This is a genomic window from Colwellia meonggei (assembly GCF_057537295.1).
On sequence record NZ_BAAJLZ010000004.1, the window covers coordinates 177,938 to 194,648 of the forward strand.

At 36.9% G+C, this 16,711-nt stretch carries 16 protein-coding genes; 13 read left to right on the plus strand and 3 right to left on the minus strand.

The window, feature by feature from the left end; genetic code table 11:
* Positions 1–37: 37 nt before the first annotated feature.
* Complete coding sequence (locus AC27E9_RS11645; RefSeq protein ID WP_487130344.1) at positions 38–1,504, plus strand: MBL fold metallo-hydrolase; 1,467 nt, start codon at positions 38–40, stop codon at positions 1,502–1,504.
* A gap of 59 nt (positions 1,505–1,563) precedes the next feature.
* On the opposite strand, the gene AC27E9_RS11650 is transcribed toward AC27E9_RS11645, so the two are convergent.
* Positions 1,564–2,172 carry a LysE family translocator gene (locus AC27E9_RS11650; protein WP_487130346.1) on the minus strand — a complete coding sequence of 203 codons (609 nt, stop codon included), beginning with the start codon at positions 2,170–2,172 and terminating at the stop codon, positions 1,564–1,566.
* A 100-nt stretch (positions 2,173–2,272) separates the two neighbouring features.
* Between AC27E9_RS11650 and AC27E9_RS11655 the strand changes: the two genes are divergently transcribed.
* The 5 genes from AC27E9_RS11655 to AC27E9_RS11675 all read left to right on the plus strand — a co-directional run bounded on the left by AC27E9_RS11655 (position 2,273) and on the right by AC27E9_RS11675 (position 6,021).
* Positions 2,273–2,725: an Lrp/AsnC family transcriptional regulator gene (locus AC27E9_RS11655; RefSeq protein WP_487130348.1), complete on the plus strand. Its 453-nt coding sequence runs from the start codon at positions 2,273–2,275 to the stop codon at positions 2,723–2,725.
* 117 nt (positions 2,726–2,842) lie between these two features.
* The gene (locus tag AC27E9_RS11660; RefSeq protein WP_487130350.1) at positions 2,843–3,670 is read left to right on the plus strand and encodes an SDR family oxidoreductase; all 828 of its coding nucleotides are present in this window, start codon (positions 2,843–2,845) and stop codon (positions 3,668–3,670) included.
* A 226-nt stretch (positions 3,671–3,896) separates the two neighbouring features.
* On the plus strand, positions 3,897–4,220 hold the full coding sequence (locus AC27E9_RS11665) for a hypothetical protein (protein ID WP_487130352.1): 324 nt from the start codon (positions 3,897–3,899) through the stop codon (positions 4,218–4,220).
* A complete protein-coding gene (locus AC27E9_RS11670; RefSeq protein WP_487130354.1) occupies positions 4,210–4,461 on the plus strand; it encodes a hypothetical protein in 252 nt (83 codons plus the stop codon). The genes AC27E9_RS11665 and AC27E9_RS11670 overlap by 11 nt, the downstream gene beginning before the upstream one ends.
* A 3-nt stretch (positions 4,462–4,464) precedes the next feature.
* Positions 4,465–6,021: a PepSY-associated TM helix domain-containing protein gene (locus AC27E9_RS11675; protein ID WP_487130356.1), complete on the plus strand. Its 1,557-nt coding sequence runs from the start codon at positions 4,465–4,467 to the stop codon at positions 6,019–6,021.
* Between the two features lie 184 nt (positions 6,022–6,205).
* On the opposite strand, the gene AC27E9_RS11680 is transcribed toward AC27E9_RS11675, so the two are convergent.
* On the minus strand, positions 6,206–8,572 hold the full coding sequence (locus AC27E9_RS11680) for a TonB-dependent receptor (RefSeq protein WP_487130358.1): 2,367 nt from the start codon (positions 8,570–8,572) through the stop codon (positions 6,206–6,208).
* A 542-nt stretch (positions 8,573–9,114) separates the two neighbouring features.
* On the opposite strand from AC27E9_RS11680, the gene AC27E9_RS11685 reads away from it, so the two are divergent.
* From AC27E9_RS11685 to AC27E9_RS11695, 3 genes are all read left to right on the plus strand, one after another.
* Positions 9,115–10,551 carry an MATE family efflux transporter gene (locus AC27E9_RS11685; RefSeq protein WP_487130360.1) on the plus strand — a complete coding sequence of 479 codons (1,437 nt, stop codon included), beginning with the start codon at positions 9,115–9,117 and terminating at the stop codon, positions 10,549–10,551.
* A complete protein-coding gene (locus AC27E9_RS11690) occupies positions 10,548–11,294 on the plus strand; it encodes a class I SAM-dependent methyltransferase (RefSeq protein WP_487130362.1) in 747 nt (248 codons plus the stop codon). The genes AC27E9_RS11685 and AC27E9_RS11690 overlap by 4 nt, the downstream gene beginning before the upstream one ends.
* Positions 11,295–11,479: 185 nt before the next feature.
* The gene (locus AC27E9_RS11695) at positions 11,480–12,016 is read left to right on the plus strand and encodes an SRPBCC family protein (RefSeq protein WP_487130364.1); all 537 of its coding nucleotides are present in this window, start codon (positions 11,480–11,482) and stop codon (positions 12,014–12,016) included.
* Between the two features lie 67 nt (positions 12,017–12,083).
* Here the strand turns inward: AC27E9_RS11695 and AC27E9_RS11700 are convergent, their stop codons facing one another.
* The gene (locus AC27E9_RS11700) at positions 12,084–12,485 is read right to left on the minus strand and encodes a YkgJ family cysteine cluster protein (RefSeq protein WP_487130366.1); all 402 of its coding nucleotides are present in this window, start codon (positions 12,483–12,485) and stop codon (positions 12,084–12,086) included.
* 706 nt (positions 12,486–13,191) lie between these two features.
* Here AC27E9_RS11700 and AC27E9_RS11705 point away from each other — a divergent pair.
* From AC27E9_RS11705 to AC27E9_RS11720, 4 genes are all read left to right on the plus strand, one after another.
* Positions 13,192–14,403, plus strand: a complete 1,212-nt coding sequence (locus tag AC27E9_RS11705; protein WP_487130368.1) for a hypothetical protein — start codon at positions 13,192–13,194, stop codon at positions 14,401–14,403.
* 157 nt (positions 14,404–14,560) lie between these two features.
* Positions 14,561–14,731, plus strand: coding sequence for a hypothetical protein (locus AC27E9_RS11710; protein WP_487130370.1), 171 nt, complete (start codon positions 14,561–14,563; stop codon positions 14,729–14,731).
* Positions 14,732–14,859: 128 nt separating this feature from the next.
* Positions 14,860–15,702, plus strand: a complete 843-nt coding sequence (locus tag AC27E9_RS11715) for a TIR domain-containing protein (RefSeq protein WP_487130372.1) — start codon at positions 14,860–14,862, stop codon at positions 15,700–15,702.
* 115 nt (positions 15,703–15,817) lie between these two features.
* Positions 15,818–16,660, plus strand: a complete 843-nt coding sequence (locus AC27E9_RS11720) for a hypothetical protein (protein WP_487130374.1) — start codon at positions 15,818–15,820, stop codon at positions 16,658–16,660.
* The last annotated feature ends 51 nt before the right edge of the window (positions 16,661–16,711 follow it).

Below are 16,711 nucleotides of genomic sequence, written 5' to 3' on the forward strand. Positions count from 1 at the left end.
CATTAGGATTTATTGACCACATTTAAGGGATTAGCGTATGAATAAAATAATAACAATAGTCATTTTACTGGCCTGTTACTTTGGTGATAGTGCAGCGGCTTTTGCTAGTGACAATAAAACAGAAATAATCAATAAAGTTGTCTCTGGCTATGGCGAAGAGCACTTTAAAGCAATCAAAAGTATTAATGTAAAGGACACCTATAAAAGTTTTCGTTACGGGCAAAGTGAAAGCCCAAACGCGGTTGACTTGGTGAACTATCGCTCAGATAGCACCATTGATTTCATCAATAAAAGAAAAAACTTTAAGTGGATACGAGGCGATAAAGACAGCTTTTCTATTCAACATCAAATGTTTGATGGTAAGCAAGGCTATCAACTTAACCACAGTTTAAAAACCTTGTCTGTTAATACGAATTTAAGTTATGCACGAACCGACCGTCGCCACTTTTACTATTTAGATACTGCTTTAGCGGTCTTACTTTATCGAAATATTGATGATGCAACAGTACTTGATGACGAGGTAACGTTTGACTCGCAATTATTCAAGGTTAAATTAGCGATGCAAGGCTACGAGGAATTAACGCTATTTATTAATCAGCAAACGGGCTTAATCGTTAAAATGTCAAAGCCAGATTGGCAGCCGGGTAAACTGTTTATTTATAACTATTCAAAGGTTAAATCTCAGCAAGAGGTGAAGTTCGCTACTAGCACTTATGTCACAAGAGGCGGTCAGCCTTATATGGTGTCAGTAGCACGAGAATTAGTCATTAATCCAGATGTAAGCCGGGCGTTTGAGCTGCCAGAAAATTATCAAGATAGTGCGCCAACATTGTCGTTTTCTGAGATGATGGTCGAAAAGCTTGACGATAACATTTATTTAGCAGGCCAAGATTGGGGCTTTTCAGTATTTTTAGATGCTGGTGATTATTATATTGGTGCTGGCGGTTATGAAGACTTAACGAATAGACTAACAGCCGTGCAAAAGTTGGCAGGAAATAGCAAACCACTAAAATATCAAGTGGTTAGTCATCACCATATTGATCACCTTGAAGGTATGAGAGAAGCATTTGAGCTTGGCGTAACCTTTATTAGTGTTAAAGAGCATCAAGCGAGAATTAAAGAGCTTGCCTACGCTGATATCGCACCTGAGCGTTTTGATGTAGTAACTGGCTCTGCAAGCTATGCCAATGGTGCATTGCAAGTACTTGATTTTGCCAGCGGCCATGCAACACATAATTTAATCAGCTATTTTTCACAGGCAAAACTATTATTTACCGCTGATATGTTCTTTTCTCGTAAAGTTAGCGGCTCGCCTAACGGTGGCCAAACACTGAAGTTATTAGCGCAACGTTTAGCAGAAGAAAAATTAGATGTAGAACGTTTTGCTGCTGCTCATAGTGGCCGAGTGCTGACTTTGAAAGACTTTAATTATGCGTTATCTAATACTGCGAAAAGTCAGTGCCCTAATAGCTGGCAAATATGCCATAGCTTTTTATCAGAATAAATTTGACGGATGAGCCTTTGCCGTAGGAAGGCTAGTCCTCAATGGCAAAGGCTAGGTTGTTAATTCAATATAACAGGTGCTAATGACAGTATTAATAGTATTGCCATGGTGAAATTGAAAAATCTTAGGCGCCTTTTATTGGTCAAAAATATTTGCAGTTTCTCGCCAAGCACTATCCAACTGCTAATGCATGGAAAATTCACTAAACCAAAAATTAGGGCAACAATGAGCACGGCTGTTAAGTTTTTTGATGGCGCATATACACTAATTGCAGTTAGTGCCATGGTCCACGCTTTTGGATTCACCCACTGAAACATTGCAGCTTGCATAAAAGTAAGCGGTACTGATTTTTTCTGAGTTTCATCACCTGTTGATTTAATTGATGTGTCAGACATGGCAATTTTAGTCGCCAAATAGAGTAGGTAAATAATACTCAATACTTTCAGTATTTGGTAACTGATCGGGAATGCATCGAATATTTGCATAATTCCCATACCGACGAGGGCAACCATAACCGTAAAACCAATACCAACGCCTAAGGCATGTGGCAATGTTTGCTTAAAGCCAAAGTTAGCGCCAGAGTTCATTAGCATTAAATTATTTGGCCCAGGTGTGATTGACGATACAAAAGCAAAAATCGCTAAAGCAGTGAGTATTTCAGCGTTCATCAATAAAGTCCTTGTTGTTTTCGTTGTTAAACAAGTATAAGTTTATTTACAGGCAATAACTGTGCGAATTTATCAAATAATATCGCTAAATGGACAATAAATGACTAAATTAGATAGATATAACCGTGAAATATTGCGCGAGTTACAAAGTGACGGCAGAATTGCCAATTCAGAGCTAGCAGAAAGAATAGGTTTGTCGCCATCGGCATGTTTACGACGAGTGCAGGAGTTAGAAAGTAGCGGCTTAATTAAAGGCTATCGAGCGGTATTAAATCCTGAATTGCTAGGTAATCATTTTATTGCTTATGTCACCATAGGTTTAGATGAGCATTCTACCGAGTCGCAACAGGCATTTGAGCGTGCAATTAATGTTGCTGAAGAAGTTAAAGAATGTCACAACATGACAGGGGCTTTCGAGTATTTACTGCGTATTGAAACCCATGATATTAAGTCATTTAAAGCTTTTCACGCTAACGTACTCGGTGCCATTCCTCAGGTACGTACAATTACGACCCATGTGGTTATGGACTCACCTAAAGATGAACGATGTTAAATGTAACGCCTTTAATTAAAAGGTAGCACTATTGGTATTTACTTAGCATATTCGTTTGCTTGAGCGTTATATTTTAGTAAGCTGGCGAGTAACTTTACTTATATTTATGATTTATTAATGTCTAAAAAATCAATATTAATTACCGGCTGCTCGAGCGGCATTGGCTTGCACGCAGCATTAACCTTATCGGCACGTGGTTATCAAGTTTTCGCCACAGCACGTAAACCAGCAGATGTAGAAAATTTAGCAGCGAAAGGGTTATCGGCGCATTTGCTTGATTTAACTGAGCCGGAAACTATTGAGCAGGCGCTAAGCGATATATTATTAGAAACCAATGGCAAGCTTGATTATCTATTTAATAATGGTGCTTATGGGCAACCTGGGGCATTAGAAGACCTACCAACGTCAGCATTACGAGCCCAGTTTGAAGCCAATGTTTTTGGTTGGCATGAACTTACTCGAAAAGTTATTCCTATCATGAAACAACAGGGACATGGCCGTATTATACAATGTAGCTCTGTATTAGGTTTTGTATCTATGGCTTATCGAGGCGCTTATAATGCCTCTAAGTATGCCATTGAGGGCCTAACCGATACTCTTAGGTTAGAGCTAAAACCAGCCAATATTGATGTTGTGCTTTTACAGCCTGGGCCTATTAATACGCAATTTCGCGCCAATGCCTTAGCTGCTTTTCAAGCGCATATTGATGTTGAGTCAAGTGACCATAAACAACAATATCGCCAACAAATTGAGCGCCTAAGTAGTGAAAAATCAAATGCTGCATTTACTTTAGAACCGCTAGACGTTACTCGCGCATTGATTCACTCGTTAGAAAGTAAAACACCCAAGTTGCGTTACCGTATTACTACGCCAACAAAACTGTTTGCAATATTAAAAAGGTTATTACCGACCCGCTGGTTAGACAGCATGCTTGCCAAGGGCTAACCTAGTTTACAAATAGTGATATGTTGCTGCACGTATGCATATCACTATCAATATTTCCCCACCAACGCTTTATATTCAAAGATATTTCTAAAAAACAACGTAAGCCCAATCGCGGGCTACCTTGTTTAAATCATGCCAGTTTTATTTCATTTAGGGCTATCAATTTTAACGAAAATCTATAAAATGCAAATCGTAATACGAACAATTATCAATAAAGTGAATTTAAATGGAACTTACAATATTTTTAACTTGGATCGCCTGTCTTTTAAGTTATTCAGCCTCACCTAATCAAAAACTACTCGCTAAGCCGACTAATAAACATGCTGCTTGGGGCGGTTTTCTAATTTTAGTCATTGCCGCTTATATCTCTGCATCGCAGCATCATATTGCGGCAACGGCCTTCTTTTATGTACTGGCATTAATCATGGCATGCTGGGGCGCTGTGATTTTTATATATGGTCATGTTGCTTACCGAATGTTCCCTGTTGCCATTACTGCGATCATGCTTGTTAATGTTTTGTTTAGTACAGGGAGGCAATATGTTGCATAAAACCTTAGTGGCAATATTTTTAGGTTGTTTGTTATCAATTTCAGTCATGCTGAACCTAAATTATATTCTACCTCTTAACATCGATGAAAAGTTATTAATAGGCTTGGTGGTTGCCTTTCCTATGTGGGCTATCGCTTTGGTCATGTGTTACTCATCAGATTCAGCAAAACAAGCTTGGCAGCGATGTGGGTATCCGCTGATTGTTTCTGCACTGATCAACATTTATTACTTTTTAGGTTAAGCAATGAAAAAATATACATTAAAAAATTTAACGGATGCACATGGCTGGCTCGGTATTATTATTTCAGGGTTGTTGTTTGTGGTATTTTTTGCTGGCTCAATTAGTCTTTTTCGCCATGAAATTTTCTTATGGTCAGTTCAGCCAACGCATGATATTAAACAAGGAGAAATATTATCCGCAAGTGAGATTATGGAGTTAGCGATTGCGGATCGGCCTTTTAATGCCAAAGAACATTTAACCATTTTACCTCCATCAGAAGAAACGCCTTATTATCAAGCTTATGTCGACCTAATTGAAGAACAAGCAGGGCGCGAATTTATTGGTTTATTGTTAGACCCATATAGCGGCAAAGTTGTTGGTGAAATTGATCAATTCATACTTGCAGATTTTATTTATCAGTTACACCGAGACTTAAATATTCCTTTTGGTATCTACATTATTGGCTTTGTTACCTTGTTCTTCTTCTTCATGTTGTTGTCAGGAATTTTGCTCCATGCTCGAAAGTTAGTGGGTAACTTTTTTCAATACCGCACTGATTCTAACACTCGTAGCAAATTACTCGATATGCATAATGTTGTTGGTACCATCAGCATTCCGTTTACTTTGATGTATGCATTAAGTGGCTTGATATTTAACTTGGTGATTATTTATCAAATTGCTTTTGCTGTTATTTTATATAAAGGGGATCAAGAGGCATTGTTAAATGATGCTGGTGTCCGCAGTGTTGAGGTTGAATGGCAAGATAACCCGCAAAAATTTAATAACATCGACCAATTGGTTGAGCAATACAGTGCCGAGTTTGGCCACGTACCTAAAGTGGTTCGAATGTATAACTACGGAGATGAAAGTACTGTAATACATTTAATTGGCCGAATTGACGGTAATTTTGCCCAACGTTTTGAAGTGGCAATTAACCTTAGTGATAATTCGATTATATTTAAAGATGATGTTAACCAGCATAGTGAGGTTCGACACGGTATTGATACTTTAAGTGAGCTACATTTTGGCGGCTTTGCCGGTTTAGATTTACGTTTTATTTATTTCATTTTAGGCATTGCAGTTTGTGGGCTAATTGTAACGGGTAATTTATTGTGGATTGAAAAACGCCAGAAGCAGTTGAAAGCCTCACAACGTTCAGTGAAAATAGCCACTTATACTACGCTTATTAGTACGCTCGGCGTTGGTATAGCCTGTTGCGTGGCTTTTCTTGCTGAAAGGTTATTGCCTGTTTCTTTTCTTGAAAGAGCTGATTTTGTTATCTATGCTTTTGTCGCAACCCTTTTGATTTCAGCTATTATTGCGTTGTTTATCGAAAAGCGAACATTTTTAGTTGTAAGCTTTGTTAGCGCTGCGGGGATATTATTACTGACGATAATCAGTGACTGGCTATTGTTTCCAGAAAACTTACAATTGCTTTGGCAAGCCGGTCAATATACAGCCTTTGGTATGCAAGTTGGGTTGGCTGGGGTTGCAGCATTGTTTATTTTTATAGCATATAAATTAGCGCAAAAAACAGCTATTGAAGAAACTATAATTGAAGGTGATTTCGCAACCAATTAACACCATGTATAGCGCTAATTATTCAATAGTAAAAAATTAATTTGATGATTATGCCCATGACGCTAAGTTATTAGTTTAATTCAATAAAGCGCTTAAGATGTCATGACTGGTTTTAGATATGAAAAATGGCTATTTACTGATGTAAATAGCCATTTTTGTTTAAGCATTCGTTGTTAATTAGCCGTTAGAAAGTGCCTTGCAAACTTAAACTAATTTGACGTGGCGCACCTAAGTCATGTCTCACTACACGTCTACCCGTGCCCAGTGCTGCCCCTGAGATGTATTCTTTATCTAATAAGTTTTTAGCAATTAAATAGATACCGAAAGTTTCCCAGTCGTAGCCTATTTTTGCGTTAACTAAAGTACGCGCATCGTTTTGTAAATTAAATTCGGCGTCACCTTCTGTTAGGCCGCGGCTGTATGGGTTGGTATCGGCATTTGAACTGTCGGCATAATTAACATTTATGTTAGCAAAAATGCCATTGTCAGCTTGGTAAGTAGCGCCAATATTTGCAGTCCATTCAGGTGCATCAGCAAAGCTTCTACCTGTTAAGTCGTAAACGGTAGGGGCATTATTAGTTGGTATGGTTATAACAAAGTCAGTAAATTCTGTTTTTGCTTGTCCAAGTGAGGCAAATAACTCAAATTCATTAGTAACTTGATAAAAGGCTTCTACCTCAAAGCCCTTAACGGTTGAACTACCAGCATTTTTTGTTTCGCTATCAAATGAGTTTTCAGAAAGCTGAACACTTACTTGTTGATCTTTCCAATCAATATAGAAAGCATTAGCGTTCAACATTAAATCGCCATCTAACCAAAATGAGCGTAATGCAAGTTCATAGTTTGACGTGCTCTCTGAGTCAAATTGATAAGGTGAAGATTTTGCCGAATTAACACCAACGCCGCCAGAACGATACCCTTTTTGAAAAGTAAAGCTAGTTGTAATATCGTCACTCCAGTTGTAGCTAACACCTAACTTTGGAATGAACTCGTTAAAACTTGCGTCGGTAACGGGAATAGGAGTATTAGCATCGGCTGCGTAGTTAATCAATTGAGCGTTAATACCGCCAATAAGTTGGTTCAATGGCGCCGGGTAATTTGCAACATATGGCATTTTATCTATATTGGCAATGGCCAAGTTTTGGCTATCATTATTATCCTGTTCTTCTCGGTCCCAGCGAAAGCCTGCGAAGATATTCCACTGTTCATTGAACTCGTAAGTAAAGTCTGAAAACAAGGCGTAAGAAGTAATGTTTTGATCAGTAGAACTTGCTTGGTCTAAAACAACTGGATCAAAACCAGCGTATTGGCTAATAGCAAAATTTGCTGTTGCTTCATCTAAACCGAAGTTATTCATTAAAGATGTTGCTGTAAGGCCCAGTGACGCTAGACTAATGCGGGTAATACCACCATAATTAGTGGGAATATTTTGGTCAAAATAATAAGCACCTATTAAACCAGTAAGCTGGTCACCGTTATAGATAAGTCTCAGTTCTTGGCTAAATGTTTCGGTATCTTCATGATAGAAACGCGTACCAAGCGCTTGTGGGCCTGCATCATCATCATAATCATCCCATGAAGAGTTAACCTCTGAGTATGTGCTAATGGATACTAAATCCCATGTATCACTAATACCGTAATTGATTTCTAAGTTAGCAATATCTGTTTTATAAACTAACTCCTGAGGATCGTTATTAGTAATAATACGCTGGTCAAATGGATTGCCATTTGCTGGAACATTTACCCCGCTGGCACCTTTATTTGTGGTGGCATGAGTAAAACTAAGTTGTGCCGATAAATCTGGTATAGCACTTGGTGTATATAAAAGTTTTAATCGGTAAAGTTCATCATTTTTAAAGTCGGCATCTTCTTGGCGTGTAATATTATAATTATAGCCGTCAAAATCTTCTTTCTCAGCGCTAAAACGAAAAGCTAATTCATCTTCAACAATACTGCCGCCAAACGCAATGGCTGCTTCACGCTCACCGTTTTCGCCAATTTGTACGCGATATTTGCCTTCCCATTCATGTGAAGGGGCGGTTGTGGTCATAATAATTGAGCCAGCTAATGCATTACGGCCTTGTAGGGTAGACTGTGGACCACGAAGAATTTCTACTTGCTTTGCATCCCATGTCGAGAAGCCATTGCGTATTAGACGTTGAGGTAATGCGGCGCCATCAACGTAAACACTAGCTAAAGCACTGGTTCCGGCACCTGAAACGTTAAAGCCGTCTATGCCTCGAATGCTAAAGTTTCCTGCGGCAGAAGAGTGAACATTGGCTGTTTCAAATAATACTTCGCTGATTTCACCTAAGTTTTGTTGGAGCATTTTAGTATCACTAAAAACAGCAATACTGGCAGGTGTTTCTTGTAAAGTTCGGGTGATTTTTTGACCGGTAACGGTGATTTTTTCATATTCGATAGCATCATCATTTGCATAAGCCAATTGGCTTGTTGCCAACGAAGCTAATGTTAGTGCGATAGAGGTTGCCAGTTTAGTTTTTTTTAAATAGCCATTGCTGTCTTTCCCTTGCAGGGCAAGCTTATTCATGTTTTATCCTTTGTTTGTGTGTTTTCACAGGCCTTTATTGATAAGTCCTGTAGAGAGGGTTGATCGTTTTTCAAATTAGCGTTAGCTATCCTTGATACTCTCGTGTTCACTCAAACTTATAAAAAGCATCATTCACCATGTTTTATGCTGCCCACGAGTAGTCATACAACCATGTATGTGCAGTAGTGATTGAAATTTGCTTTATTGATAAAGAGAAAGTCGAGCGCTTTCTTAAGGTTAGATAACATCCATTTATTATTTATTGATATCAATCTTAATAGTAATTGTTATCATTTGCAATAAGGTGTTGTTATTTTGTCAATTGGATTGTTAAAAGATGTTTCCTAATGAAATAGCCTATTGGGGAGTTTTAATGTTACTCGTCGTAATAAGAGTGCAGAGTAACGTGTATTTTAGTGAATCCTAGTTCAGTTTCTCGATTTAAATCATTGAGTAACATGAATTGTTACATTCATGAACGAATAAAATTCTCAGCTTCACGTATCTTGTTATTGAATATTAACAACAAGAATTTTAGCTTAATGGACCAACAGCTTAAAAACTGGATTGCAGAAGAAAAAATACCTAAAGTTATCGTGCATTCATCCTTGCCGATGATCACGGCTATTTTGGCGCTATTTGCCTATGACTTGCTTGAATCTAGTTTATTAGCTTTTAACGGTGAAGATGTTTTAACTGCACTTGGTTTTACTTTACCAATCACAACAGCAGTAACCGCCATTGCCATTGGTTTGAGCATAATAACCAATAATAAAATTGTTAAAGTGTCATGCTTACATGGCCATCAACTTTCTAACGCAATTAGTAGCTCTTTGTTGCAAGCTACCTTTTTTATTGCGCTTTTTTCGTTATTATTTTGCTTTTTTAATGAAGCTATATTTTCATTTCTTGGAAGTAGAACTTGGGCTTCAGGTCATATTGGTGATCCAAAAATAGTATTGGCGAATAGCCAAATGCTGTATGTTGAATCACGTTATTTTACTTGGATTTTTTTAGCTATTATTTGGCAAGTTAGCGCTATATTTAGGGCGCTTGGTAACTCAAATATCGCAAGTCGCTTAATGCTGTCTTGGCTGCTATCTAAGAGTGTTATAGCAATTGCTTTATTGATGCCTGAGAGTGGACTTTATATATCTGGGCTGGAGGGACTGGCGTGGACTCATGGCATAGTTGACGTTTTATTTGCTTGCATATCACTATTTATTCTTCATAAAAAAGTGCATTTGACGATACCTAAGTTAGCAGAAATTAAGGGTGGTTTACTGTCAAATAAAATAAATAGCATAACGATTGTTTCGCAGCAGCTAGTTACCCCTATAAGCATGGCTATATTAACCACCATTGTCGCCGAAATTAACTATAGCTATGTCGCGGCTTTCGCTTTTATATTCCGTATGGAATCCATTTTTTTATTGATACCTATGGTATTAACGACAACCATGCCGTGCATTGTTGGTACTAACTTTTGGCTCGGTCATGTCAGCCGTGTTCGACAGGCATATTTATTTGCTTTTGGTTTGGTAATTTTACTGCAGCTTGCATTAGCGGTTGCTTTAGTGATTAACAATAACATGTTGTCCTATTTTATTTGTCCTGAGGGCGCGGTGGCTGAATTGCTAACCATTTACCTTACTTGGGTACCGTTTGGGTATATCGGGGCGGGCTTAGTTATCGTTTATCAGTCATGTTTAAATGCAGAAGGAAAACCTTGGCAAGCGCTGTCTTTAGGTGTCATTCATCGCATTATTTTGTTACTACCGTGCACATTTATTGGTGCGGTATTTTTAACCGATGTAAGTTTGTTTCAAGCGCTGATGTTAGGCCACTTAGCCGGTGGTATTTATGTTGTGTATATTTTTTATCGTCGCAACAAGCTAGCTAAAGTAACAAGCATAAATCGTCAAATGAATAATCATTTAAGTCATCAACAAAGCAGTACTTTAGGAGAGCAATCATGAAATTAAAAATTGTATTAGTTAGCTGTAGTGTTTTTATGAGTTCTATGGCCTTTGGCTATGGTGATAGCGAACAAAAATTTGTCAACGCCTTGCAATCTGAGCAACGTGCGCAGGCTGATCGAGAGCGCGATATGGGCCGAAAACCAGCGAAAGTGATGAAGTTCTTTGGTATTGAACCAGGGATGACGGTTTTAGAAATTTTATCGAGTGGTGGCTATTATACTGAAGTATTATCTCATCGTGTTGGAGAGCAAGGTAAGGTAATTGCGCAAAATAATAAGTTTATTTTAGAAGTATTTGACGGGCGTTTTGCTAAAGAGTTTGACCAGAGAATAGCGAATCAACGATTGCCAAATGTTAGTCATTATAAAAAGGAATTTGGCGAATTTGATTTAACCAATGAAGTTGATGCGATAACCGTCGTGTTAAATTATCATGATCTTTATTCATCTGCGCCAAAAGCGAAGCGTAAAGCAATATTGGCCCAACTTAAAAGTGCGTTAAAGCCTGGTGGTGTATTGGGTATTATTGATATGCACAACAATGCCAAGGAACATAACCCTAAGTTACATCGAATCAACCGAGATTATGTGGTAGAAGAACTCATTGAGGCTGGCTTTACTTTGGATGCTGAAGCCGCATTTCTTCGTAATGCGAATGATGATTACACTAAAGTTGTTTTTGACCCCGCCGTACGTGGTAAAACAGACCGTTTTGTACTGCGTTTTAAAAAATCAGCGTAGCCTAATACCTATTATTCAACTTGATATATGCCCTTATTATTGCCTGAAGGTTGCCAACACCGACAGGCTTTATAACCTTTGACCGATATTCCATTTCTTATTTTTATTATTGAAATGCAACAATGGTTGCGCCAAACTTAGGCTTAGCAAGCCAAATTATAATAAAAAATAGAAAAGGTTATCTTATGTTAAAAAAATTACTTATCGTTATTGCGACTATTATTGCTATACCACTGATAGTGGCTATTTTCGTGCAAGACAGTTACGAAGTTGAACGTGAAGTTATAATAAACCAGCCGAATATGGTGGTGTTTAATTACGTCAAGTTGTTGAAGAACCAAGATAATTTTAGTAAATGGGCACAAATGGACCCAGAAATGACAAAAAGTTATCGAGGTACTGATGGAGAAGTGGGTTTTGTTTCTGCATGGGATTCACAAAACCCTGATGTGGGTACAGGTGAGCAAGAAATAATAGCCATTAAAGACGGTGAACGTATCGATTTTGAATTACGATTTTTAAAGCCTTTTGAAGCGAGTGAACCTGCCTTTATGAGCATACAAAGTATTTCTGAAAATCAAACAAAGATCATATGGGGCTTTAGTGGTCATATGGATTATCCGATGAATATTATGTTTTTGTTTATGGATTTCGAGCAAATTATTGGTGACGATCTACAAACAGGATTGAATAATTTGAAGGTGATATTGGAAGAACAATAAATTAGAACAACGTTGCTCTACTTTTGCGTATGTAAGCAGCCAAAACTAACCGCTTAAGGTAATTACATTAAGCGGTAATTGACGGACGACTGCCTTTCATTATTAAATCTAGAGCTAATTGGGCTTGCCTAGGTTTCGATATGTCTATGGCTTCAATCATTTCACATTCATCTCTGATCATTTCAGAAACTAAACTCGGGTAATGGCGACAATCTTCAGGTCTATCTAAATAAATGCTACAGGTATATTTTGGGGCTGAATTATTTGAAGCAGTTGGAGAGACTTCAAGGAAAGGGCACTTTTCTAGCTTTTCCTGAGTTTTTGGATCAAACCATATTTCATTATTTTTAACATAATCAAAAATATCAGGATTGAATATTTCCCATAAGGCAATTTCTTCTTTCGTTGCCGAAAGATCACCGTCTCCGTACTTTATGCAGCACTTACCACATTGATTGCAATCTTTCATAGTCTATAACATAAATAAAAGCTTAAGCTATGATAACGACAAATTTTCAAAGGTAAAGGCAACTATTGCAATCTCTTTTGTCTTGAGAGTGCGTCTTTAAGTGGAATGAAAAAAAACAAAGTTTACATTAGCTGGTAGTGGTGGGTATTTTCATGTCACCGCTGTCTTTTAATTACTGTTTTCCTTTATGTTAGCACTTAGGGAAAGCATACGTTCGCCGTGTACATTACTATAGCGTTTATCTATTCCATACATAGAAGTGTAATTTTGCTTGGAATAACGTGGTGATTGCTCCGTAAAATAGGATTATAGGGAGAGGTATACGCAATTCCATGTGTTAGTTTTAAGGTCACACTGAATAGGTTTAAAGTATAGTTCTCGTTATGTAAATTAGCTGTAAATTGACAACGATAATCAATTATTTTCGTATCAGTAGTTCCGCTAATAAATTTTCATTTTATTTTGTAACAAATGTTTTATCGCGAAATTTTCTCATGATTCTCACTTTCCCCCATAAAACGAGAACTATTCCTTCTTTCAACAAGCATCAACAGTTCTGAAGCGTGATAAGCTTTTGAAACTATTAATAACTGATGTATATTAATGTAAGTAAATGAACATTAGTTAGAGTAACCACTTTCGGCAGAAAGAAGGATTTATTCTCACTAATAAGCTGTTAAGTTGCAATTCATCAATGGAGATATTTATGAACAAAAATGGAACACTCGAGAGAAATATAGCTATTCTCTTATCAGTTGGTGTAGCAATTTGCGTGTTAATAATTGCTTTTGGTTCGCTCTCAGCAAAAGAAAGTGCAATTCTAAGTCTACTTTTAACTATCCTGTCGGTCATGGCATCTTGGATCTTCTCGACAATCCATAGTTCATCTCAACATAGAGAAGCGATAAGTGAAGTAAAAGAGATGCACAATGATAATTTAAAAACTTATGCGTTAAAGGCTGCGGAAAAAGTAAACAACTTATCTGATCAACTTAATAGGTTAAGCGTATTTTTAGGTGAAGAATTACAAGACGATGATCACCAGATAGATAGTAAAAATAGAATCATAAGTGCTATACATATGATTGCTATGCTTAAGTCAGTAAATGACACCTCTTTGAGTGATTGGCAAGGCGTAATAGGAGAGGAAATTGAGGAGCATAGGAAGGAAACTGAAGAAAATGAAAAATTGCTTATAAAACTAATGGATAAAGTTGACCACTTATGGGATTCGTATGAACAAGACTCGATTACTGCTGAAACAGTAGATAAACGAGTAAACCAACTAAAAAGGGAAATGAAAAATTTAGCTGGGAATATAGCAGGTTCTCACATAGCGATACCAAGAACTAAGAAACAGATTAAAAGAAACTTGGTAAAAACCTGTCCGTCTTGTAAATGCGACGTTAAGTATATTCAAAGAGCTAAACATGGAAGTGCGAAGCCTCTTGTATGTAGTAGTTGTACTATTTCATTAATTTCTATTTACGATGAAAACTCTAATGATTTTAATGTAGATGTTTCAGGCTTGAAACAGGAAGCTTTCGTTTGTCCATTTTGTCATACTAGTACAACGGGAGAAGTTGATTCCGTTCCAAACCAGAAAAATAAAGTTAAGTGTAATGAATGTGAAACAGATATTTTATTATGCAGAGCAACAACAGGTATGGTAAATGCAGCTATTATTCCTCTAGAAACAGTGACAGGTATGGTTGTTGATGAGGAGTTTATAAGTCAAGTTGAAAACTTATTACCTATTCAACCATGGTCTAAGAATGTTCATAAAGAGGTAGCTAAAAAACTTAATTCATCTAATAATTCAGTGCAAAAAGCTATCAAAAAATTAATAGCACAAGGTAAATTTAAAGAGCAACAAGATGGTGTTCTTTATGATCTGGTTGAAACAAAAGCAACTTAACAAGTTGCTTAAAAGGAAAAATAACAGTGGCCATCGCTTCGCGATTATAGCCAACCATTATTTTCCGCTTAGCAAGGCGTTATATAACTCTCAGGATCGAGTAGTGACCAAATTCATTTTTATAATTAGCATCATTTTAATAGCCTTTGGGCTAATTATGTTTATGTCTGATTTCTTGCCCGTAAATATGTTTAACGGTGGCGGAGAGGACGAGTACCTTAAAGCAGTACCAAGTGACTCATTTTCTTGGTCGCAATATCGCTTACATGCACTAATTGTTGGTATTGCTTTGTTTGCAGTTAGTAAATTTACAAATATCTTTGGTTAGTGTTAAAGTTATATAACAAGCTAATAAATAAGGACAAAAAACAGTTGGCTGTTTTCGTTCCTCAACATTTTAGCCAACAATTTTTTGCCCATTATTAGGGCGTTAAGTGCCTAAAGGAGTCTGCACCTGTGTTCTATCAAGTTTTAATCGAAACATCAGAAAAAGTAGGAAAGAATGGAAAATATAAACAGCATTTCGAATTAGATAAAACTGATGTTAAAGAAATTGAAACTGATGTTGTAACTCCTTACTTAAAAGGCGAACAGTTTCAATTTGATGGATACTTTATTCAAGCTAAAGAAGTAAAAAGAATCGTTGTTAAACAAACAGCTAAAACAACTAAAGAATTATCTGATTATGAAAATCGTACAATGCCAGCTGGAGTCATTATGTTTGTCTCTAGAGAAAGCATTGTCAGTTATGACAAACACACTAAAGATATCACTAAAGAAGTTTTTGCTAGTGCAAAAGAAAACTTGAGTGAGGCAAAAACTGCCACAAAGCCAGCGTCAAAATCGACTGTTGATCATAATAAAGTTTTTATAGTTCATGGTCATGATGACCTCGCAAAAGTTGAAACCGCTCGTTTTATTGAGCAAATGGGATTTGAACCAATTGTACTTCATGAACAGCCTAACTCTGGTGACACAATAATTGAAAAGATCGAGAAATATTCTAATGTAGGTTTTGGTGTGGTTTTATACACTCCTTGTGATGTCGGGGCGAAATCTTCAGAAGATCCTGATTTGCAACCAAGAGCTAGACAGAATGTTGTTTTTGAACATGGTTTCTTAAATGGAAAGCTAGGGCGAAAAAACGTGTGTGCATTAGTTAAAAGTAGCCTAGAAACACCAAATGATATCTCAGGAGTTGTTTATGTTCCTATGGATGAACATGGTGCTTGGAAAGTAGCTTTGGCAAAAGACATGCGAAATGCTGGTTTCAACGTTGATATGAACTTGGTGATATAGCACTTAACAAGTCGTTTAAAAGGACAAAAAAGAGTTGGCTTTTGCTCCTTCGTCGTTAATTTTAGCCAACAATTTTTTGCCTCTTAACGAGGCGTTAGTTGTCAATGGAGGTTCAGTGGATATTTTCGGAGTTAAAGTGGAAGCAATCATACGTCTCATAAGAGAAGTCGTTATTACTATTTTCATTGCGGTAATAATTTATAAAGTTATCAATATGGACTTGACTTTTGATTTTACAAAGTTGTCTGCAACTGATTTGGTAGCATTAATACTTGCAGTTTTTTCTGTTGGGCTTTCAGCTGCTTTTTATTTTGCTGCAACCAACAGTAGCTCAAAATTTTATGACAACATGCATAAATTTACTAAAGATACTTCTGTTATTTTGGGTCAGTTAACTGAAAGATTGAATTCCGTAGATAAGGGACAGGCAGAAGTTAAAACGCGCTTTGATAAATTGTATGGTAATGGAAACTTACCTGATACTGAATCCGAAAGTGACAATAAAGAGAAAGAAAAAGAAAAAGAGAAGAAAGTAACTCAAAGCAGAGAAGATTTGAAAGGCGTTATCGAATCATTGTTGGATAAACATAAGATTGATGACAAGGAAAGAATTGCTTTTAAGAAAAAATTAGAACAGAAAGAATTACAGTTAAGTGATTCATTAGCTCAATTGTCAGAATTTAAATATGAGCAAAAAGAAGTCATATTAAGACGTGTGAAAAATTACACTAGAAGACGGTTCCAAAAGGAAATTGAGTCTGGTAATTATTCGTTTGAACTTATTATTGATATGCTCCTAAAAGCCCCTGTTAATCCATCTAGGGCTAACTATAAAGAAGACCTAACAAATTTGGGATTCTTGGATGATGTTAAATCCCCTACATATACAAACCTAACCGATTCAGGTTTTACTTTTTTTAGTGATATTTATCAATTTTTTCAACAAGAAGACAACTAACAAGTCATTTCAGCAGGACAAAAAACAGCTGGTATTTGCTCGTGCCTCGCT

Coding starts and splice junctions, on each gene's coding strand:
- AC27E9_RS11710 (WP_487130370.1), top strand. CDS start 14,561: ATGTTTATGTCTGATTTCTTGCCCGTAAATATGTTTAACGGTGGCGGA.
- AC27E9_RS11645 (WP_487130344.1), top strand. CDS start 38: ATGAATAAAATAATAACAATAGTCATTTTACTGGCCTGTTACTTTGGT.
- AC27E9_RS11680 (WP_487130358.1), bottom strand. CDS start 8,572: ATGAATAAGCTTGCCCTGCAAGGGAAAGACAGCAATGGCTATTTAAAA.
- AC27E9_RS11685 (WP_487130360.1), top strand. CDS start 9,115: ATGGACCAACAGCTTAAAAACTGGATTGCAGAAGAAAAAATACCTAAA.
- AC27E9_RS11650 (WP_487130346.1), bottom strand. CDS start 2,172: ATGAACGCTGAAATACTCACTGCTTTAGCGATTTTTGCTTTTGTATCG.
- AC27E9_RS11660 (WP_487130350.1), top strand. CDS start 2,843: ATGTCTAAAAAATCAATATTAATTACCGGCTGCTCGAGCGGCATTGGC.
- AC27E9_RS11690 (WP_487130362.1), top strand. CDS start 10,548: ATGAAATTAAAAATTGTATTAGTTAGCTGTAGTGTTTTTATGAGTTCT.
- AC27E9_RS11695 (WP_487130364.1), top strand. CDS start 11,480: ATGTTAAAAAAATTACTTATCGTTATTGCGACTATTATTGCTATACCA.
- AC27E9_RS11670 (WP_487130354.1), top strand. CDS start 4,210: ATGTTGCATAAAACCTTAGTGGCAATATTTTTAGGTTGTTTGTTATCA.
- AC27E9_RS11655 (WP_487130348.1), top strand. CDS start 2,273: ATGACTAAATTAGATAGATATAACCGTGAAATATTGCGCGAGTTACAA.
- AC27E9_RS11665 (WP_487130352.1), top strand. CDS start 3,897: ATGGAACTTACAATATTTTTAACTTGGATCGCCTGTCTTTTAAGTTAT.
- AC27E9_RS11675 (WP_487130356.1), top strand. CDS start 4,465: ATGAAAAAATATACATTAAAAAATTTAACGGATGCACATGGCTGGCTC.
- AC27E9_RS11700 (WP_487130366.1), bottom strand. CDS start 12,485: ATGAAAGATTGCAATCAATGTGGTAAGTGCTGCATAAAGTACGGAGAC.
- AC27E9_RS11705 (WP_487130368.1), top strand. CDS start 13,192: ATGAACAAAAATGGAACACTCGAGAGAAATATAGCTATTCTCTTATCA.